Below are 20,538 nucleotides of genomic sequence, written 5' to 3'. Positions count from 1 at the left end.
ATCTCTATAATGATATAGAAGTTGTTCAATTCAAAGCAATCCAAAGCAACTATACTTGTAGTATCCGGTATTTGATTAAGTTATTTACTGGTTAAATTTTAGTTAATCAACAGGCGGGGTATTGTTTATTCTTTTGATAACGAATTTTCAATTTCGTACGCTGATCTTGCTTTATCCAACCACTCGACATACTTAGCTTGTAATTCCTGGTCGGATAAAAGTAGTTTTATTGTCTCTTTGTGATCAGCCAAGACAGGTTCAGCTTCGCCTTCTACTTGGAAAGACGCTTTATTCTCTTCGAAGTAGGCCTTAATTTTCTCGTCTGTTATATCTTTACCTGGTTCTAGCACTTTTTGGATGGACAAAAATTCTTTAATGTCTTCTTTGAATTGTTTTTCAGTCACGCCGATTTGCTCCAGTGCGGCAGTGAATGCCTCTTGTCCGCCACCACTTTCAACGTATTTCGCAAGTTCTGCATCTACTTCTTTATCAGTAACTTTTACTTTTTTCTTCTCCAGCTCAAGTGCAATCACTTTCTTGTCAATCATAGAATCGAGTGCTTCTTTTCCGGAAGATTGAACGAGTACGTCATACAATTCATCTTTCGTTATTTTTTCATCACCGACCGTTGCTACCGTTTCATCTGTAGCTTTTGTTGCTTTAGCTTCTTGCGAACAGCCCGTTGCCACAAACATAATTGCGAGCAAGGCAACTGCCATTATGAGTAAGTTCCTTTTTTTAGTCAAAATTAATTCCTCCAGTAGTTGATGTAAATTCATCCTACAGGATAGATATGAACAAACTATTAACAAGTCTGAAATGGGGAATAAAACAAGTATTTACTTTTCGATTTGGTGTGGAAATGACAAAGTGAACTTTGTGCCTTGTCCTTTTTCGCTGGTTACCTTGATTGTTCCGTTATGCATCCTAACGAGACTTTTCACAATCGACAAACCGAGGCCGAATTCACCATATGGATTGGTTGTCCGTGACACAATTGCTTTATAAAACCTGCCCCAAATTTTCTCGATATCTTCGGGGTCGATGCCGATACCGGTATCTTCAATTTCAATGACAGTATTTTCCTCGCTTGTGTAGCCTCGAAGGTAGATAGCGCCACTTTCGGTGAACTGGATACTGTTTTTCGTAATATTAATCAATATCTGTGTGAGTCTATCGTAATCCGCATGCACGAACACGTTGGGTTCAACAGTAACGATAATTTTATTATTCCTTTCTGCTGCAACGCCTTCGAGCTGATCCTGAATGATTTCCAGCAATTCAATAAGCTGGATGTCTTGTTTGATCAATGTGACTTGGTTTGAACGAATTTTCTCGTAGTCTAGGTTTTCATTGACAAGCCGAATGAGTCTCATTGTCTCGTTCGTGGCTAGTTGCAGGCCTTTCACCTTTTCGGCTTCCGGTATCATATCGTTTCTTAAGCCTTCGATGATGCCTCTAATTGTCGTAAGAGGGGTCCGTAATTCATGGGATACATCAGCCATAAACTGGCGTCGTCTGTTCTCAAGATTTTCAATCTCTTCCATAGAAGCATCTAATTGCTCAACCATTTCGTTAAAATCCCCGGCAAGTTCACCGATTTCGTCAACATTCGACCACGGTATCCGCACCGAATAATCGCCTAGTGCAACCGCGGATGTAGCCAATTGAAGTCGTTTAATCCTTCTGACGTGGAAAGTCGATAAAATCCAACTAAGAAGTAGCGAAATTGCCAGTGCGATAAACGTTGTAATTAGCAAATAAGAATTCATCTGTGAAATAACTTCCCGAGAGCCTTTGATAGGGGATGTTAATAGGATCCCACCGACAAACTGCTGCCCACGAATGTAAGGTAGGAGAACGAATGTAACGGCTTCATTGAAACGTTTAAAGTCTTGCTTAACGATAATTGTCTTACCGTTTTTGATATTTCGCCATTCATCTTCACTTAAACTAATGAGCGGTGTATTTATGCCAGTTGAATAAATGATGGCTGACTTTTCATCGAACAAGCTATATTGGATATCGCGACTGTTCAGAACATCTCCGTATGATTTTAAAATACGGTTCGAATTTCGCTGGTCCTGTTTGATGTCTCGTAAAATAGACTGCCCGTATATAGACAGTTCTTCTGTTTTATTGTCATATACAAATCGCTCAACATAATGAGAAAACAGTAAGCTTAATAGTAAAAATGCGATGACAATGACACTGAAGTGACTCATAAGTTGTTGGTAGAGGTATTTGATTTTCATTTGGTGACGTCACCCGCAGTTTCGTCGAATCTGTAGCCAACGCCCCATACTGTATGGAAAAAAGGAAGTTCTTCTGTTGCAATTTTCGTCCGAAGCCTCTTGATATGTACATCTACAGTTCGATCGTCACCGTAAAAGTCATAGCCCCAGACATTGTCGAGCAGCTGCTCGCGTGAGAAGACTTGTTTTGGATGTTGGGCAAAGTGAATCAGCAAATCGAATTCTTTTGGAGTTAGGTTTTGGATTCGCACGCCATCCCGTAAGACTTCGCGTGTGTTTGGATTAATTTTGAAATGTGCTGTTTCGACAATGCCGTCTTCTAACGGTTTGTCTTGTAGTGTCGAATACCTCCGAGTCACGGCTTTAATGCGGGCCATGAGTGCCAGTGGACTAAATGGTTTCGTAACATAGTCGTCCGCGCCCATTTCGAGCCCTAGTACCTGGTCTGATTCGCCGTCTTTTGCGGTCAGCATAATAATGGGTGTCGCAATAGCCTCCTGCCGAAGTTTACGGCAAATTGAAATGCCGTCCATTCCGGGGAGCATCCAGTCGATGATGAGACAATCCCAGCCGTCCTGCTTTGCAAGTTCAAAACCTTCCAAACCATTTTTTACGAATGAACCATCTATTCCTTCTTTTGAAAAAAACAGCTCAATCATCTTGGAGACACTTTCGTTGTCTTCAATTACTAAGATTTTCATTGCAATACACCTCCTTACGCATTGTGTTCTACTAAACGTAAATCGAAATGGGGGAATTTGCAATTGCAAACACCTCTCCCTTGGCTAGTAGGGAGAGGTGAATGGCCGTATATTTTAATTTGCCGTGGAGACGTTGCTTGTAAGTGTAACTTCAATCGTTTTCAATTCTGCACCCCGATAAATTGTAAATGTTGCCTTGTCACCGACAGAAAGGTTGGAATACAAGAACTTTCGCAGATCCGCCGAGCCAAGAATTTCGGTACCATTTATCGCAGTTATGACATCTTCTACACGCAGTCCAGCTTTTCCTGCTGCCGATTGCGGATCAATTGAAGCGACAATCACGCCGCCTTTCACATTCTCAGGAAGGTTTTGCAAATACGTGCGTGGTACTTGCTTGAAATCTGCTAGTCCGATGCCGATGTAAGGACGTTCAACTTCACCGTTCTTCGTCATTTCTTCGATTAACGGGACAACTTCATTACTTGGAATTGCAAAACCAAGTCCTTCAACGCCACTTTCGGAAATTTTTAGGCTGTTAATACCTATTACTTCACCGGCACTATTCAGAAGAGCACCACCACTGTTACCTGGATTAATCGCCGCGTCCGTTTGGATGACGTTCATTTCCCACTCGCCGGCAGATGTCTGCACATTAATGGAACGATCGACCGCACTTACAATACCTTGTGTGACTGTTCCGGAGAAGTCGAGGCCGAGCGGATTTCCGATTGCGATGACTTCATCCCCAGCACGAAGCTTGTCAGAATCGCCGAACTCCAAGGAGTTTTTTGCGTACTTCGCATCGATTGTCAAAACCGCAAGATCACTTAGCGCGTCTTTACCTATCAGCTCAGCTGTCGCAACTTCTCCGCCTTCCAGTGATACTTCGATTTTCTCCGAACCTTCAATGACATGGTTGTTTGTCACGATGAACGCTTTGTCCCCATCTATTTTATAGATAACGCCCGAACCGGTACCAGCTTGGGTACTTTTGGTTTGTTGCGAAAATGGGTTTTGCGCATTTTGATAATTAAGAATCCCGACAATTGCATCCGATGAATTTTCGACCATATCGGAGAGTGATGTGGTTGTTGTCGCAGACGTTTGTTGCACATTATATGGAGCCGTTTCCGAAGTGGTGGGCACCACTTCGGTAGAATCACCTTGCAGTAAATCAGTATTGACTACGACCGCTAACGTTAATACCGAACCAATCACACCAGCTCCTAATGTTGCTAAAAATCGTTTACCCGGTTTGTTTCTATTTTCTGTCTCCATCCTAATTCCTCCCGTTTCATCTGATTACCTTTATTCTAGTTGGAAGATATGAACAAACTATTACGGGGAAGTTAACAATTGATGAAGTAGCAGTTTTGAGGGTATAGTTTAACTTGAATCAGCAGAAGCCCTCCGCTTCTACAAGTGGGGGCTAAACTCCTCGTTGTTTAGGGGAGTTCATACTAGAATAGCCGCGTCTTAGGGGTGCCAGCACAATTCAAAATTTGGACGCAATTATCCCGATGCGTAATTGATTAAACAATATGATTTAAAGGGTGTGAGTGAAATGCAGAAGTCAATTACTGCGATGGATGTCGCAAAACATGCAGGTGTATCTCAATCATCTGTGTCCAGAGTGTACTTTGAAGGTGCCACAGTGTCTGCTAAAACAAGGGCGAAGGTATTAGCCGCCGCGCAAGAATTAGGTTATCGACCAAATGAGTTAGCGAGGAGTTTAATTACGAATCGAACGAAAATCATTGGCATAGTGATGAAGGGCATTCAAAACCCTTTCTATCCTCAAGTTTTAAAACAATTTACAACAACGTTTAAAACTTTGGGTTATAGCGTTATGTTTGTGCATACGAATAATGATGAAATACAAAAGGAAGATATTGATACTTTATTCAATTATAATGTTGCGGGTGTCATCATTACAGATGCGTCACTGTCTTTAAATGCAATAGAAGACTTTAAAAAGTATAAAATCCCTTTGGTTCTATTCAACAGAAAAATTGCGAGTAATGATTTTTACTCTGTAAGTTGTAATAACTTGGACGCTAGTAAAGCAATTGCGAATTTTCTTATTGAAAAGGGAAGTTCCAATATGATTTATATTGCGGGGAATCAAAATACATCGACAAGTAAGGAAAGGGAACAGGGTTTTACTGAAATTCTCAAGAAAAATAATATCCCCATGAAAAAGTATATATCGGATTATACATATGAGGGCGGAGCTGAAATTGCCCTGCAACTACTAAAAGAAAATTACATCCCCGATGCAATTTTTGTTGCGAACGATATTATGGCATTAGGTGTTATGGATGGACTACGCGAAAGTCCAATTTCTATTCCGACAGTTACGAAAGTAATCGGGTTTGACAATATTGAGATGGCTTCATGGCCGACGTATAGTCTAACGACTTGGGGACAGCCTATTGAAGAAATGATTAATCAGACGGTTACTTATTTAATGTCAGAAATCGAGGAATATACAGGGTTTTCTGATGTTGTTGAAGTGAATGGGGAACTAGTCGAAAGAAAAACAACTTAATAAAAGATTGACTTGTGACTAATTTTCGACTATTGTTTTGGTAATAAGATACATGCATACGTATGCAAAAGAGGAGGAAGTAAAATGGTTAGAGTATTGAAAGCTGGTAAATCACAAGAAGAATTGACTAAAAATAGTCTTGAAGTATCGAAAGTTGTAGCGAATGCTATTCAAGAAATTGAGAATAGAGGAGACGAAGCGGTTCGTGAGTTCTCCGAGAAATTTGATAAATGGTCGCCCGAAGCATTCAGATTAACGGAAGAACAAATAAAAGAAATCGTAGCGCAAGTGCCTGCGGAAGTAATCGAAGATATTAAATTTGCTCAAAAGAACATTCGTGAATTTGCAGAAGCGCAATTAGCGTCAATGAACGATGTGGAAGTAGAAAATATTCCTGGCGTTATTTTAGGACATAAAAATATTCCTGTAAGTAGTGTCGGCTGTTATATTCCTGGCGGACGTTACCCAATGGTTGCTTCTGCACATATGAGCGTCTTGACGGCTAAAGTTGCTGGTGTTAAGCGTGTAATCGCTTGCACGCCGCCAATTAATGGTGAAATCCCGAATGCAACAATCACGGCGATGTATTTAGCGGGTGCGGATGAAATCTACTTATTAGGTGGAATCCAAGCGATGGCTGCTATGGCGATTGGAACTGAAACAATTAAATCTGTCGATATGATTGTCGGACCTGGAAACGCTTTCGTAGCAGAGGCAAAAAGACAATTATTTGGTCGCGTCGGAATTGACTTGTTTGCAGGACCTACTGAAACCTTAGTTGTTGCGGATGAAACGGCAGATGCTGAAATGATCGCTACGGATATTCTTGGACAAGGTGAACATGGTCCAACATCTCCAGGGGCTTTAATCACAACTTCAGAAAAGCTTGCTTACGAAACTGTAGAAGAAATCGAAAGACAACTTAAAGTGTTACCAACGGCTGACGTTGCACGTGTTTCATGGGATGATTACGGCCAAATCCTATTAGTGGATAGCATCGAGGAAGCGCTTGTAGAAGCAGACCGACTCGCATTTGAACATGTTGAAATCCTAACAGAAAATCCGGATTACTTCTTAGAAAACATGACGAATTATGGTTGCCTATTCTTAGGGCCTGAAACAAACGTTGCATACGGCGATAAAGTGATCGGAACGAACCATACATTACCAACAAAAGGCGCAGCACGTTATACAGGCGGTCTATGGGTAGGTAAGTTCATCAAAACGGTAACGTATCAAAAAGTGACGCCTGAAGCGAGTGCTTATATTGGCGAATACGCAGCGCGTCTCTGTCAATTGGAGAACTTTGCAGGTCATGCTGAACAAGCATTATTACGAGTAAGAAGGTACGGAAAGAAAGCATAATTTCTTTCCTGCAGAGGGGGCAGGTGATTCGATGTTGGGGATGATAGGGTTATTTGGGGGATTAGCATTATTGATTTATTTGACAATGAAGGGCATGAACTTATTAATAGCGGCGCCGCTATCAGCGCTTGTCGTTGCGCTATTAAGTGGTCTTCCATTATTTCCGGGAGTACCGGATGAAGGGATAGCTAACTTTGTGTCAAATTATATGGGCGGTTTTTCAAGCTTTATAGGCTCATGGTATTTAATGTTCTTGACTGGAGCAATTTTCGGTAAAGTTATGGAAGATAGCGGTGCAGCAGAAAGTGTTTCGAAATGGATTGTAGGCAAGCTTGGTATGAAACGGGCAGCTCTTGCTGTTGTAATAGCTTGTGCAATCCTGACGTATGGGGGTGTTAGTTTATTCGTCGTTGCTTTTTCTGTTTATCCAATGGCCATCAGTTTGTTTAAAGAAGCAAACTTACCAAGAAGATTCATTCCAGCGACATTAGCATTTGGATCTACGACGTTTACCATGACTTCGGCAGGTTCACCTGAAATTCAAAACTGGATTCCAATTGAGTTCCTAGGAACAACTGCGTATGCCGGATGGCAAGTAAGTATAATAGTTGCTGCGTTTATGGCGATTTTCGGCTATTGGTGGCTGAAGAAAATGATTTCAAAAGCGTTAGCTAAAGGCGAACATTTTGTTGATAGAGATACGGATCATCATGAGGTAAGGGAGAATTTACCGAGTCCATTGTTAAGTGTAATTCCCTTAGTTGTTGTGTTGATCATTTCATTTATATTCCACAACTCACTGGGAACATCTGCGTTAATCGTTGCCCTTACAAGTGGAGTGATTGCAACGTATTTAATTAACAGAAAGTATTTCTCGAACTTTGGGAAAGCGGTTTCAGAAGGAACAATGGGTGCAGTTATTGCAATTGCCAATACAGCCGCGGTTGTAGGATTTGGCGGAGTCATAAAAGCAACACCCGCGTTTGGTGACGCTGTTAGTTTTATGACGGCTATACCAGGCAGTCCTCTCATAGGAGGAGGACTTGCAGTAGCGGTTATTGCAGGTTTAACGGGATCATCTTCTGGCGGACAAGCGATTGCTTTACCGCTGCTTGCACCGCATTACTTAGATTTGGGCGTTGATCCAGATGCGTTACACCGTGTTGTCGCAATTTCTTCAGGATCTTTGGATTCATTGCCACAGGGCGGTTATGTTGTAACGACAATTCGTTCAATTGCTGGCGAAACACATAAAGACGCATATCCTGCGTTTGGCGCATTAACGGTCATAGTACCAATACTGGGCGTTGTGTTAGCTGTCGTATTATTCTCGTTAGGCATGTAAGTAATAGATACCCATCAAGCTATTTGTTATAGTTTGTTGGGTATTTTTTAATATGAAAAAATGGAGGTAGACCGTTATGGAAAAACTATCAATTATCGGTTGTGGCACGATAGGACATTCAATTGCGCTATCAGCAGCGTGGGCGGGGATTGAAGTAAAAATCTCTGGTGTGGATGAACAAGATCTAGCGACAGCAGACAAAGGGCTTCGCAATAAATTAACGGTGATGGTTCAAAATGAGTTGTTTAATGAAGCAATGGCAGAAGTAATTCGTAAGCGCATTGTATTTTCAACTTCATTAGAAGAGGTTGTACGAGAGGCGACTTTTATAATTGAAGTCATCCCAGAGAATAGTCAAATGAAACGTGAATTGTATATAGAGATTGAGGTGATATGCAGTAAAGACACTGTTCTTGCGAGTAATACGTCTGGGTTTACGCCAACTTCTTTAGCGGAAGAAATGGAGTACCCGAATCGATTTATCGTTACACATTTTTGGAATCCAGGACATTTAATCCCCCTTGTCGAAGTGGTTAAAGGAGAAAAGACCGCTCAGAAAACGGTTGAGCGTGCTATGAATTTATTGAACGAAATGAATAAAAAACCGATTTTGATAAATAAAGAAGTCCCGGGATTCATCGGGAACCGGCTGCAGTATGCTTTATTCCGCGAGGCGCAATCGCTGCTCGATGAAGGGGTTGCGACAAAAGAAGATATCGACGCTGCTGTGACGTATAGCTTTGGAAGACGCTTGCCAATAACGGGACCGTTAATGACTGCAGATATGGGAGGCCTTGACGTTTTTTCTGCGATTTCAAATTACTTGTTTGAAGATCTCAGCAATGAAAATGAATCAGGAGTCTACTTATCAAATCTAGTCAATCAAAAGAAGTTCGGTGATAAGAGTGGTGAAGGATTCTATATGTGGGAGCAAGAAACTTCTGAAACAATCAATGCAGAGCGGGAGAAAATGCTTATTCACTTCCTGAAAAACGATCGAAAAGAGTAGGAGATGCTAACATGAAACCATACTTTTCAGATTTAGAAAACAAAACGGTTATCGTAACGGGCGGGAGTAAGGGGATTGGAAAAGAAATTGCCATGACATTCGCCGAACTAAAAGCGAATGTCGTTATCGTAGGTCGAGATGAGTTTGGGCTACATAACACGCTAGTTGAATTACAACAATACAATTCGAAATGCAAATCGATTCAAGCCGACTTAAAAGATATCAAGCAGGTTCGGGCGATGGTTGATGAGGTAGCAGCCCAATTTGGAACGGTTGATGTATTGGTGAACAATGCGGGGGTTAATATCGCTAAACCGGCGATAGAAGTGACGGAAGATGATTGGGATCAAGTGCTGGATACAAATTTGAAATCTACGTTCTTTTGCAGTCAGGCAGCCGCTACTTACATGATTCCGCAAGGCGGTGGAAGGATCATCAACATCGTTTCCCAAATGGCTTTCGTTGGTTATTATAAAAGGGCGGCGTATTGTGCAAGTAAAGGTGGAGCGGTTCAACTGACAAAAGCGTTGGCAGTCGAATGGGCGCAAAGCGGAATTAATGTAAATGCTGTTGCTCCGACATTTATTGAAACAGAATTAACGACAAAGATGTTTGAAGATGAAGCATTTAAAAATGATGTAGAAAGTCGAATTCTCTTAGGTAAACTGGCACAACCGGAAGATATTTCGGGAGCGGTTCTTTACTTGGCATCGAATCTATCGAATTTTGTTACGGGTGAAACGATTAAAGTAGATGGTGGATGGACAGCAATCTAAAAGGTAAAGGTGGCAAAGAACATGATACGAGATCAAGTGCTATTTATAACTGGAGCAGCAAGGGGCATTGGATTCGATATTGCAAAGGCGTTTTCTGAAGCTGGTGCTAAAGTTGTTATCTCTGATTTAACGCAACAAGCAATTGATGAAGCACTCTCCAAATTCGAAAAAAGTGTCGAAGGAATTGTCTGTGATGTAACGAAGGAAGAAGACATTAAAAATGCAATTGAATTTACGGTTGAGAAGTTTGGGCGGATTGATATTCTTGTCAACAATGCGGGGATGCAACATGTATCATTTATCGAAGATTTCCCTACTGAAAAATTTGAGCTGCTCGTAAAAATTATGTTGACGGCGCCATTTATAGCCATCAAACATGCACTACCTCATATGAAGAAACAACAGTTTGGAAGAATTATTAACATGGCTTCTATTAATGGCGTCATTGGATTTGCGGGAAAAGCCGCTTACAACTCTGCAAAACATGGGGTAATTGGTTTAACGAAAGTAGCGGCTCTCGAATCCGCCGCAGACGGAATTACTGTCAATGCGATTTGTCCCGGGTATGTCGATACGCCGTTAGTGAGAAACCAGTTTGCGGATCTTGCAAAAACGAGGGAAATTAAAGTGGAGCAAGTTTTGGAAGAAGTGCTCTATCCATTAGTTCCTCAAAAAAGATTACTCGATGTGAAGGAGATAACGGATTTAGCTTTGTATATTGCAAGTGACTCCGCGAAAGGTATGACTGGACAAGCGATTATTTTGGATGGCGGCTACACCGCTCAGTAAAACCATTTTTATTTAAAGGGCCTTCTCGTAAGTCGATTTATAGACTGGTGGGATGGTCCTTTATTTTACCCCGCACGGATAATAAAGTAGCTACCGATGATCATGTCAATCTATGTCGAACGATTTTTAAGTCTAGTAGTTGAAATAATTAGTATAGTCTGACAGAATAAGGGGACAAGCTTCTTTTTTTATGCCGGAAGGAGTGTAAGCGTATACACTATTTTAATTCTGGTAGAAGCGCATACCGCGGAAGTTTGCAACGTATAGTGGCATTGCGTGTGAAAATCAGCTCACGGGGAGGAATGGTTAAATGGTACAAGCAGTAGAAAATGAGGTTTATGCATTTCCGAACACAAAAGGTGCAAAAGTGGATTTCAAGGAACGCTACGATAACTACATTGGAGGAAAATGGACAGCGCCAGCCAAGGGTGAATACTTTGATAATGTGACGCCGGTTACGGGCAAAGTATTTACACAAGTGGCACGTTCAACTGCAGCGGATATTGAACTAGCGCTGGATGCGGCCCATGCTGCAAAAGACGCATGGGGTAAAACGTCAGTTACAGATCGCTCAAATATATTGCTCAAGATTGCTGATCGAATTGAGCAGAACTTGGAAATGCTTGCTGTTGCCGAAACGTGGGATAACGGAAAGGCAGTCCGTGAAACATTGAATGCGGATTTGCCACTTGCTATCGATCATTTCCGCTATTTTGCCGGTGCTATCCGGGCACAAGAAGGCGGAGTAAGCCAAATTGATAATGATACTGTGGCGTACCATTTCCATGAGCCGATTGGTGTCGTTGGACAAATTATACCTTGGAACTTCCCGATTCTAATGGCAGTGTGGAAACTCGCACCGGCACTCGCAGCAGGTAACTGTGTCGTGCTAAAGCCTGCTGAACAGACACCGGCATCGATTCTCGTTCTCGTCGAACTGATTGGAGATCTATTGCCGCCTGGCGTTCTCAACGTCGTGAATGGTTTTGGTTTGGAAGCAGGAAAGCCGCTTGCATCGAGCCCGCGCATTGGTAAAATTGCGTTTACAGGTGAGACAACAACAGGACGTCTAATCATGCAATATGCTTCACAAAATGCGATCCCTGTCACACTTGAGTTGGGTGGTAAATCACCGAATATTTTCTTTGAAGATGTCATGGAAGAAGACGATGCATTCTTGGATAAAGCGGTGGAAGGGTTTGTCATGTTCGCTCTTAACCAAGGGGAAGTATGTACATGTCCTTCACGTGCTTTAATCCAGGAATCGATCTACGATAAGTTTATGGAGCGTGCAATTGAGCGGGTAAAAGCGATTAAAACAGGAAATCCACTAGACCCGACTGTCATGATGGGCGCGCAAGCCTCGACTGAACAGCTTGAAAAAATCCTTTCTTATCTTGATATCGGAAAACAGGAAGGCGCAGAATGCTTAGTCGGCGGGGAGCAAAACAAGTTGGAGGGCGACTTGGAAGGCGGTTACTATGTTAAACCGACTGTCTTTAAAGGCAACAATAAAATGCGTATTTTCCAGGAAGAAATTTTCGGGCCGGTTGTGTCCGTTACAACATTCAAAACCAAAGAAGAAGCACTTGAAATCGCGAATGATACGCTATATGGCCTAGGTTCTGCTGTTTGGACCCGCGACATGAACACAGCTTACCGTTTTGGCCGCGACATCCAAGCAGGCCGTGTCTGGACGAACTGTTATCATATGTATCCGGCTCACGCTGCATTCGGTGGATACAAGGCGTCGGGAGTTGGACGTGAAAACCACTTAATGATGCTTAGTCACTATCAGCAAACAAAGAACATGTTAGTGAGCTATAGCGAAAACAAACAAGGGTTCTTTTAAGCGGTAAGAAAGGAGGGAGTGCGGATGACGGCGACGGAACGCATCCTCGCAACTTACGCTGTACTTGAACTCATTGCGTTTTTAAAGGGAAAACACGGACCGCTGATGTTTCATCAGTCGGGTGGATGCTGCGATGGTTCATCCCCCATGTGCTATCCGGACGGTGAACTAATACTGGGTGACCAGGACGTCCTTCTTGGCTACATTGGTGAAACACCGTTTTATATGCACAAAAACCAGTTCGAATACTGGAAGCATACACAGTTGATTATAGATGTTGTCCCGGGTCGAGGAGGCATGTTTTCACTTGAAGGAGTGGAAGGCAAACGTTTTTTGACCAGGTCACGCGCATTTACAGCTGAAGAGAATAAAGAACTGCAGGTTTAAATGAATAACGAAAGAGGGACCCGGAGATGTCTGGGTCCCTCTTTCGTGTTGGTCAAATAAATCGCTTGCGCTCATCGGGAGATGGCAGCATGCAGGCATCCTCTTTTTTACCAAACCATTTATAGCGATTCGCAGCGAAATAATCATAAACGCCGTTACGTATTATAGGCGGTACGAGTATAAATAGAAATAACAGATGCCATAGCCCATCCAACTTTTTCGCTATATGTAGCGCGGCAGAAGACTTCGTGTAAACCCGCCCATTTTCAATTAGAACCAGGCTGTCTATCTCATCTGAAATGGCATATTGTTTACGAAGTTCCACCCCTTTTTCACTTTGCAATGAAGTGAAATGGAAATGGGCTGAAGGATCCCGCTTTATGATAAATTGCACACTTGCATCACAGAAATTACAATCGCCATCAAATAATATAATTCTTTTCATTTAGGAACCTCCTCGTTTAGCTATGCTATGTATTTATAGTATATCCGTTGCGGTCTCTAAAAAAACATGCAAGACTTAAAAGTTTACTTATTTCTGAATATTTAGTATAATTATAGAAAGAGAAATCGAATGTTGTTGTATGTATAGCTATATTCCAGCGTAGTTCGCCACGGTTAAAATTGTTAGGAGGATGATATAAATGGAACGCTTATCTGTGGAGTCGTCTGAAATGGAACTTAGGCACAATAAGGATTTCATTGCTAAGTTAAAAATGATTGGTGAAGGAAGTCCAATTTATGATTCGCCTGAAGAACTAGATGTAAATAGGAAAGAGCCCAACGTATTCGATGCCGATAAAGAAATTCAGAATGAAATCCAATAACTAAACCCGACTCTGGCGCCTGAAGTTAGACAACCCAAAAAGCAACATCCCGTTAATTTGAGGAAGTTGCTTTTTTAAAGCTCTGATTTTTATACTAATCGACCATTATTAATAGTGGTGAATTAGATAGGTTGAAATAAAGATTTCCTCCTATAACGCTTCGGCGCTCTGGGGATGCCTCTCACTGTAAGCGAGGGCACTGAAAAAGTCCGATTTCCTTCAATTCCGTTGATTTCCGTTCCGAGCGGACGCTTTCCGCGGGCACGGCTTCAGCCTCCTCGCCGCTCTCCACTACAATCAACTAGTTCTTACTATAGTATAGAACTTTTTCAGTGGCCCCCATGAGCCTGGATTAACGCTTTGCATCCAGTCTCAGGGCTTCGGCGACCCCTTTGCCGCGCCTGCGCTAGTGTGTACACTATCTTAGGTGTTGTGATTCTGAGATGTATGGACTGAGATTATAATGTTATTCCTATTTGATACTAATCTCATTCAAAAAAGATGCATTACAGATTGCAGGTATAACCTCTGATAATGAAATGCGCTTTCTAAAGTAGATTCTCCAGCACAGGCGCGACTTAGTGGTAGCCGAAGCGATAAGACTGAAAGCGGTCTCCTTTCTGGCTTATCGCGAGAGGCATCCACAAAGCGCCGGAGCGGTATTAGCGGGCTTTCTAATTCTATCCATTGTACTGGGACTGATGTTAAACGTATTCGCTTGATTTATGACAATATTCGATACTGCAACCTAAATAGTAGTGAATTAGATAGGTTGCCGGTTTAATTCCCAATAACGAAATGCGCTTTCTTAAAAAGACCATCCAGCGCAGGCGCGACTTCGTGGTAGCCGGAGCGATAAGACTGAAAGTGGGCTCCTTTCCGGCTTATCGCGGGAGGCATCCACAAAGCGTCGAAGCGGTATTAGTATGATTTCTGAATCCATCCATTGTATTGGGACTGTTGTTAACCACATTCGCTTACTTGAGAAAATCTTATTTTAATTCCCGAAAACGAAATACGCTTTCTGATATTCCTTACCGCCCGTAGAGTCTATCGCCCGTTTGTCCTCCTACTTTTCACATCTAATAGAAGGAGGAGGTGATAGTATGATGCAACAAGGTAATTGGCATCACGGTAATCAAATGCATCACGGCAATCAGATGTACCCAGGCAATATGGGTGCCGGACAGGTGCAACCGGTCGTATGCCCAACGCAGTATCGTTGTCACGATCAATTTGTTCCACAAGAAGTACCTTTTATCCATCCGATCGTTAATGTGAATCGGGTTCATACCGTTCAAATTCCGCGTCACTATTACACAGAAACGACACAAGACGTTATGGGTCAAACACTGCCCGCCCAACCTGGTTATGGTCCGGGCATGGATGGCTATGGTCCGCAAGTAGGCGGCATCGGTTCACGGCCTGGCTGTGGAAGACGTCGTCGTCGTAGATAAGGTAGTGTTATGGTAGAATAAAACTACCATAACTCTATACTGTAGGTGAATTTGTTGAAAGCTTTTAAATTTGTCATTCCCATTATGTTACTTGTTGGCGGATTCGGCTGGATGAAGTTGACGAAAGAATATCAAGAAGTGCCCGAGTTAACGCGCTTGGCTATCATAATCGGTGCGATGATTGTGAGCGGGGTCATTTCTTACTTTTTATTTCCAAAAGATGAAGGCGAAAAATCCTAAATTCGATCGATGGCGAATATGCTGTCGGTCTTTTTTTATGTGTATTTGTGTTAACTGATAATAATATTAGGTTGACACATAATGCGTTATCTACTATTCTATTAAAGATAACATAAACTTAAGGGGTGTACTTATGACAACAGTTGCAGTAAAAACAAACAGTAAAAGTGTAATGAGCCCACTAACACTTGTCTACAGTGGCATGTTCGCAGCACTGATGATGATTGGAGCCAATATTACAGCATTTTTACCATTTCTTGTAGTTGGCGGAGTACCGATTACATTACAAACCTTTTTCGCGATTCTTGCAGGACTTATTCTTGGCAGTCGCAGAGGCGCGCTGGCAATGACGGTCTACATGTTCATCGGGCTTGCGGGGGCGCCCGTATTTGCAAGATTCGGAGGCGGTTTTGGATCGATTATCAGTCCGACATTCGGATTTGTCGTCTCTTTCATTTTCGTTGCATTCATTGCTGGAAAAATTGTTGAGAAGAACGGAAAGCTTCATGGATATATTATCGCGGCACTCGTTGGAATGTCTGTGAACTATCTATTTGGTACGAACTGGATGTATTATGCCTATAAGTTCTGGGCTGCGGCTCCAGATGCGTTTACGTACAAAGTGGCGTGGTTATGGATGGTTCCACCATTGCCGAAAGATATTATTCTTGCAGTTCTTGGCGGAATGTTTGGACATCGTATGTATAAAGTATTGAAAGTGAGGCGCTAATATGACGAAGTATACTGATTTAGCTGAACGTGTTCTAGAAGGACATGTCTTAACGGATGAGGAAGCACTCTCCATATTGGATAGTCCTGATGAGGAATTACTCTTACTTTTGCATGCGGCATATACAATTCGGAAACAGTATTATGGGAATAAAGTGAAACTTAATATGATAATGAATACGAAATCGGGCTTATGCGCGGAAAACTGCGGGTATTGTGCGCAGTCGATTATTTCGACAGCGCCAATCGAAAAGTATTCCATGATGAAAAAAGAAGAAATTGTAGCGGGTGCGACAAGGGCGGCCGAATTGAATGCGGGAACCTACTGTATCGTGGCGAGCGGTAGGGGGCCTGTGAATCGTGAACTCGAAATCGTTATTGATTCTGTGAAAGAAATTAAGTTGAAGCATGAACATATGACCGTTTGTGCATGTCTCGGACTATTGAAACCGGAACAGGCAAAACGATTGAAAGAAGCCGGCGTCGACCGCTACAACCACAACATTAATACTTCAGCTGAGCACCATGAAAGTATTACGACATCCCATACATATGAGGATCGTGTAAATACGGTGGATCTTGTGAAGGAATCGGGTATTTCACCGTGTTCGGGTGTAATTATCGGTATGCGTGAGACAAAACAAGATGTCGTTTCCATGGCGCGTAGTCTGTACGCAATGGACGCAGATTCAATTCCAGTCAACTTTTTACATGCCGTAGATGGCACGCCCCTTGGTGGTACGGACGAATTAACACCACGTTATTGTTTGAAAGTACTGTGTTTGTTCAGGTTTATCAACCCTACAAAAGAAATTAGGATTTCAGGTGGGCGAGAAGTGAATTTACGCAGTCTACAACCGTTTGGTTTATACCCAGCAAACTCAATTTTCATCGGAGATTATTTAACGACGGCTGGACAGGAAAGCGATTGGGATCGTAAAATGCTGGAAGACTTAGGGTTCGAAGTAGATTTGGAACCGTTGGAGAAAGAATTGATTAAGGCATAAAAAATGGACTTCCCATTTCAAAGGGAAGTCCATTTTTATTCGGATGTATCGAAAGGTTGTAGAATATCGCGTTTGCCCTTCGTGTGAAAAACAAGTACTTTATCGGTCGGGTCGTACTTTTGACCGTAAAAAGTTTCATCTTTGTATGTGTGAATTTCATCGTACGTCTGAGTCATTGCGTTGTAGATTTCTTCTTCGCCTGAATCAGTAGGCGACCAGTATAAAATTTCGAGCACTGTGTTTTCACCCGTAGCCAGAGAGCGGCGGTTATAGCCGATGCGCTGTGCATGTGAGAACGCTTCGCGTGAGTAAAACTTAAGTCGTTTAGCTGTATCTGTATCTTCATAGTCGACTGGCTCCACTTCTAGGAGGATCGGTTTATTTTTGGACTTTAACATTGTCAACAATTTACCGCCAAGTCCCATACCGCGTGATTGTGTGGAAACAAACAAATAATCTACGAAGATGAATTTTTCGAACTCAACATACATGAGCACATGATGTGGTCCTTCGTCTTTTTTGTAGACACTTTTCTTATCCAACAGTAACGCGTCCATATGTTCCTTTGACTTCATCTCTTCAACGGGGAAGTATTCATTCAACTTCTCGTACCAATTCAAAATTTGTTGCCTCCAATAGGTTTATTTACCCGGGAGTTTTTGTTTTGGATTGTAAGACCGAGGAAAAAAGAAGGGCAAGAAAAAATCCTCTATTGCTCTATCTACCCATATTTCTGAAATGTGAAACCTTTTTTCACCTTCAATCGAAAATATGAAACTATTTTACCGATTAGACCGTATACTACCTATCAGCAAAAATCTTCAAGACAGAAAAGGGTGTATTTTATGCTTAACTTACTATTATTTTCTATTATTACGGGCGTTGTATTCAGTTTATTAATCGTCCCATTTATCCTCAGCAGTCAAACGAAACGTGCCACAGATGAAGCGAAAACGGCGGTTCCCTTCAATAGAGGTGCTGCAATAGCTACAGTAGCGATTGTCTCCGCTATTTTGGTATTTTTGTTTTACTACTTGACTAATATGGATCGCAACTGGACGTCGCTCTGGATTGCGTTTCTAGTCGTTACACTTCTAGGTGCCATTTCCGCTGGCGGTAAAGATCGTAAAGTGAAGGGTATTTTGTTCCTGGGTGCACTTGTGTTTGGTGTTTATATTTTAAGTGCTCCGCTATTCAATGCCGATAAGAAATACAAAGCGGTTGAGATGGACCAGAAAGTTGAAATCACAGCTTTTGACGAAACTAAAACACCAGCAAGTGTCCCTCCGAAATTTGCAAGAAATAAAATGAAGAAAGCGTTCGGGCAAGTACCGAATACAAGTTATTATGAACTTGGCAGTCTGCAGATTCAAAAAGTAGATGGTAAATTCGTCTACATTGCACCCGTTGAGTTTTCTGGCTTTTTTAAATGGCTAAATGCGGATACAACTCCGGGTTATTTCACGATGAGCGCGACGGATTCAGCAGATAATCCTAAATTTGTGGAAGCAGAAATGGCTTACACGCCATCGTCATTCTTCCATAAGCAAGTTGAGCGTCATATACGGATGAAAATGCCGAACCTCATCTTTTATGGAGATGTACAACTCGAAATTGATGATGAAGGAAAGCCGCATTATATACGTTCATACGGTGAATTCATCAGCGCACGTAATGGTTTTGACGTAAAGGGAATTGTAGTCGTTGATCCTGAGAGTGGTAGTGTGAAGAAATATTCGCTAAAAGATGTTCCAGAATATATTGATGGCGCTGTTTCACCTGAAGCTGTCAGTTTGCAGAACAGCTATTTCGGTAACTATATCCATGGTTTCTGGAATTCAATCATTGGGAAGAAAGACGTTAAACTACCGTCTGATGAAGGAACAGAGGCGAATGTCAGTCCAATCTTCGATGAAGATGGCCATATGTATTACTTCACCGATTTCACTAGCCCGAAAGAAGGCGTCGATTCGATGCTAGGCTATGCGTTGACTGACGGGAGAACAGGTATAGCCACATATTATACAGGTAATCTAGAAGAGTCCTATATGGATTCTCAAGGAGCACTTCAAATCATAGAAAAGAAATTCATAGAAAAGAAATGGTCGGGAGAAATGCCAGTCTTGTATAACTTCTACGGAGAAGCTAGCTGGTTGACACCGGTACTCGATTCAAATGGATTCCTACAAAATTACTTCATCGTATCAGCAGCGAATCCGGAGATTTCGGTCTACGGAAATACGCCAAATGAAGCGTTAAAGTTATATAAAACAGCTCTTCAACGCGGAAGTAGCAGTGTGGATGGCAGTTCAGGCGCCGAAGAGGCGAAGGTGGCGGTAACTGTCGTGCGTGTCTTTAAAGAACGCGTTGGCGACTTTACACTGATTTCATTTTTAGCGGAGGATGGACGTAACTTCATCGTTTCTTCTGAAACTGTGCCGCTTGCCATTTATATTCAAGCAGGCGATAAACTTGCCGTAACGTATTTAGAAACGGGAGAACTATTCTTGCCGGTCAAAGAATTGACGAATGTTAGCGTGGAATAGAGGGTAAAGGAGTGTAAGGCTATACGCCTTGCACTCCATTTTTTTGTTTAGAGACTAAAAGAACACCTACTATGCCGATGCTAAGGGAATCCCCTCCTTCTTGGTGCATATCGATTGCAGTGCGAACAGAGAGTCCTGTACAATCAAGTCAAAGATAGTCAAAGTCAACGGCTTATTCCCCCAGTAGGAAAGAGGTGAGGACATGCGAAACATTTCCGACATTATAGAAGGATATTTGAAGGCAATAATCGAAGAGGAACAGTGTGGAACGATTGAAATTAAGCGCAATGAAGTTGCAGAAAAATTCCAATGCGTACCATCGCAGATCAACTACGTCATTAAGACCCGTTTTACAGCGGAAAGAGGATATGCAGTTGAGTCTAAGCGAGGTGGCGGTGGTTATATACGCATATTCCGCGTGCAGGCAAATTCTCGTAAAGAATTAATTGAACATATTCTAGAGGGTATCCAGTCAGGAGCCTCCTTTACAATGGCCCTGGATGTCGTCTACAGACTAATTGAGGAAGACGTTATATCTGAGCGCGAGTCAAAGCTTATTCTCGCCGCTGTCGATCGAACAACAATCCATCAGCCACTTCCCGAACGTGATATTATACGTGCACGTATTTTGCAAGCGATGCTTTTGACGCTCATTTACGAGCAGCTAAATTGATTGATAATCTAACTGATTTGAGGTGG

21 protein-coding genes are annotated in these 20,538 nt (G+C 42.2%); 15 read left to right on the top strand and 6 right to left on the bottom strand.

What is annotated here, in order from left to right:
- Positions 1-125 precede the first annotated feature (125 nt).
- The 4 genes from AC25Y5_RS08820 to AC25Y5_RS08805 form a co-directional block, all read right to left on the bottom strand.
- Positions 126-746 (bottom strand): SurA N-terminal domain-containing protein, encoded by a 621-nt coding sequence (locus tag AC25Y5_RS08820; protein ID WP_488139943.1) that lies wholly within the window; start codon positions 744-746, stop codon positions 126-128.
- Between the two features lie 93 nt (positions 747-839).
- Positions 840-2,255: a sensor histidine kinase gene (locus tag AC25Y5_RS08815; RefSeq protein WP_488139942.1), complete on the bottom strand. Its 1,416-nt coding sequence runs from the start codon at positions 2,253-2,255 to the stop codon at positions 840-842.
- A complete protein-coding gene (locus tag AC25Y5_RS08810) occupies positions 2,252-2,956 on the bottom strand; it encodes a winged helix-turn-helix domain-containing protein (RefSeq protein WP_482101632.1) in 705 nt (234 codons plus the stop codon). The genes AC25Y5_RS08815 and AC25Y5_RS08810 overlap by 4 nt, the downstream gene beginning before the upstream one ends.
- Positions 2,957-3,070: 114 nt before the next feature.
- Positions 3,071-4,237 (bottom strand): S1C family serine protease, encoded by a 1,167-nt coding sequence (locus AC25Y5_RS08805; protein WP_488139941.1) that lies wholly within the window; start codon positions 4,235-4,237, stop codon positions 3,071-3,073.
- 286 nt (positions 4,238-4,523) lie between these two features.
- Here AC25Y5_RS08805 and AC25Y5_RS08800 point away from each other — a divergent pair, with 286 nt between their 5' ends.
- The 8 genes from AC25Y5_RS08800 (at position 4,524) to AC25Y5_RS08765 (ending at position 13,033) form a co-directional block, all read left to right on the top strand.
- Positions 4,524-5,510, top strand: a complete 987-nt coding sequence (locus AC25Y5_RS08800; protein ID WP_488139940.1) for a LacI family DNA-binding transcriptional regulator — start codon at positions 4,524-4,526, stop codon at positions 5,508-5,510.
- A gap of 84 nt (positions 5,511-5,594) precedes the next feature.
- The gene (gene hisD / locus AC25Y5_RS08795) at positions 5,595-6,875 is read left to right on the top strand and encodes a histidinol dehydrogenase (protein WP_488139939.1); all 1,281 of its coding nucleotides are present in this window, start codon (positions 5,595-5,597) and stop codon (positions 6,873-6,875) included.
- Between the two features lie 31 nt (positions 6,876-6,906).
- A complete protein-coding gene (locus AC25Y5_RS08790) occupies positions 6,907-8,220 on the top strand; it encodes a GntP family permease (protein WP_488139938.1) in 1,314 nt (437 codons plus the stop codon).
- A 76-nt stretch (positions 8,221-8,296) separates the two neighbouring features.
- The gene (locus AC25Y5_RS08785) at positions 8,297-9,229 is read left to right on the top strand and encodes a 3-hydroxyacyl-CoA dehydrogenase family protein (RefSeq protein WP_488139937.1); all 933 of its coding nucleotides are present in this window, start codon (positions 8,297-8,299) and stop codon (positions 9,227-9,229) included.
- A gap of 11 nt (positions 9,230-9,240) precedes the next feature.
- A complete protein-coding gene (locus AC25Y5_RS08780) occupies positions 9,241-10,005 on the top strand; it encodes an SDR family NAD(P)-dependent oxidoreductase (protein ID WP_488139936.1) in 765 nt (254 codons plus the stop codon).
- Positions 10,006-10,026: 21 nt separating this feature from the next.
- The gene (locus AC25Y5_RS08775; protein ID WP_488139935.1) at positions 10,027-10,794 is read left to right on the top strand and encodes a 3-hydroxybutyrate dehydrogenase; all 768 of its coding nucleotides are present in this window, start codon (positions 10,027-10,029) and stop codon (positions 10,792-10,794) included.
- A 310-nt stretch (positions 10,795-11,104) separates the two neighbouring features.
- Positions 11,105-12,646 carry an aldehyde dehydrogenase gene (adh, locus tag AC25Y5_RS08770; protein WP_482104749.1) on the top strand — a complete coding sequence of 514 codons (1,542 nt, stop codon included), beginning with the start codon at positions 11,105-11,107 and terminating at the stop codon, positions 12,644-12,646.
- A 24-nt stretch (positions 12,647-12,670) separates the two neighbouring features.
- Positions 12,671-13,033, top strand: a complete 363-nt coding sequence (locus AC25Y5_RS08765; protein ID WP_488139934.1) for a DUF779 domain-containing protein — start codon at positions 12,671-12,673, stop codon at positions 13,031-13,033.
- 52 nt (positions 13,034-13,085) lie between these two features.
- Here the strand turns inward: AC25Y5_RS08765 and AC25Y5_RS08760 are convergent, their stop codons facing one another.
- The gene (locus AC25Y5_RS08760) at positions 13,086-13,478 is read right to left on the bottom strand and encodes a thiol-disulfide oxidoreductase DCC family protein (protein WP_482101628.1); all 393 of its coding nucleotides are present in this window, start codon (positions 13,476-13,478) and stop codon (positions 13,086-13,088) included.
- A 199-nt stretch (positions 13,479-13,677) separates the two neighbouring features.
- Here AC25Y5_RS08760 and AC25Y5_RS08755 point away from each other — a divergent pair, with 199 nt between their 5' ends.
- From AC25Y5_RS08755 to bioB, 5 genes are all read left to right on the top strand, one after another.
- Positions 13,678-13,860, top strand: a complete 183-nt coding sequence (locus tag AC25Y5_RS08755) for a hypothetical protein (protein WP_488139933.1) — start codon at positions 13,678-13,680, stop codon at positions 13,858-13,860.
- Between the two features lie 1,061 nt (positions 13,861-14,921).
- Positions 14,922-15,317 carry a hypothetical protein gene (locus tag AC25Y5_RS08750; protein WP_488139932.1) on the top strand — a complete coding sequence of 132 codons (396 nt, stop codon included), beginning with the start codon at positions 14,922-14,924 and terminating at the stop codon, positions 15,315-15,317.
- A gap of 54 nt (positions 15,318-15,371) precedes the next feature.
- Positions 15,372-15,557 (top strand): histidine kinase, encoded by a 186-nt coding sequence (locus tag AC25Y5_RS08745; RefSeq protein ID WP_482101624.1) that lies wholly within the window; start codon positions 15,372-15,374, stop codon positions 15,555-15,557.
- A 133-nt stretch (positions 15,558-15,690) separates the two neighbouring features.
- Entirely contained in the window at positions 15,691-16,287 is a 597-nt protein-coding gene (locus AC25Y5_RS08740; RefSeq protein WP_488139931.1) for a biotin transporter BioY, read from the top strand.
- A 1-nt stretch (position 16,288) separates the two neighbouring features.
- Positions 16,289-17,293, top strand: coding sequence for a biotin synthase BioB (gene bioB / locus AC25Y5_RS08735; RefSeq protein ID WP_488139930.1), 1,005 nt, complete (start codon positions 16,289-16,291; stop codon positions 17,291-17,293).
- 35 nt (positions 17,294-17,328) lie between these two features.
- On the opposite strand, the gene AC25Y5_RS08730 is transcribed toward bioB, so the two are convergent.
- On the bottom strand, positions 17,329-17,913 hold the full coding sequence (locus tag AC25Y5_RS08730) for a GNAT family N-acetyltransferase (RefSeq protein WP_482101621.1): 585 nt from the start codon (positions 17,911-17,913) through the stop codon (positions 17,329-17,331).
- A 225-nt stretch (positions 17,914-18,138) separates the two neighbouring features.
- Here AC25Y5_RS08730 and AC25Y5_RS08725 point away from each other — a divergent pair, with 225 nt between their 5' ends.
- Both AC25Y5_RS08725 and AC25Y5_RS08720 read left to right on the top strand, forming a co-directional pair.
- Positions 18,139-19,839, top strand: coding sequence for a hypothetical protein (locus tag AC25Y5_RS08725; protein WP_488139929.1), 1,701 nt, complete (start codon positions 18,139-18,141; stop codon positions 19,837-19,839).
- Positions 19,840-20,041: 202 nt separating this feature from the next.
- Positions 20,042-20,512 carry a CtsR family transcriptional regulator gene (locus AC25Y5_RS08720; RefSeq protein WP_482101619.1) on the top strand — a complete coding sequence of 157 codons (471 nt, stop codon included), beginning with the start codon at positions 20,042-20,044 and terminating at the stop codon, positions 20,510-20,512.
- Positions 20,513-20,538 lie beyond the last annotated feature (26 nt).

This window comes from Sporosarcina sp. Y1011 (assembly GCF_057669885.1).
This window is presented reverse-complemented; position numbering and strand designations above follow the sequence as displayed.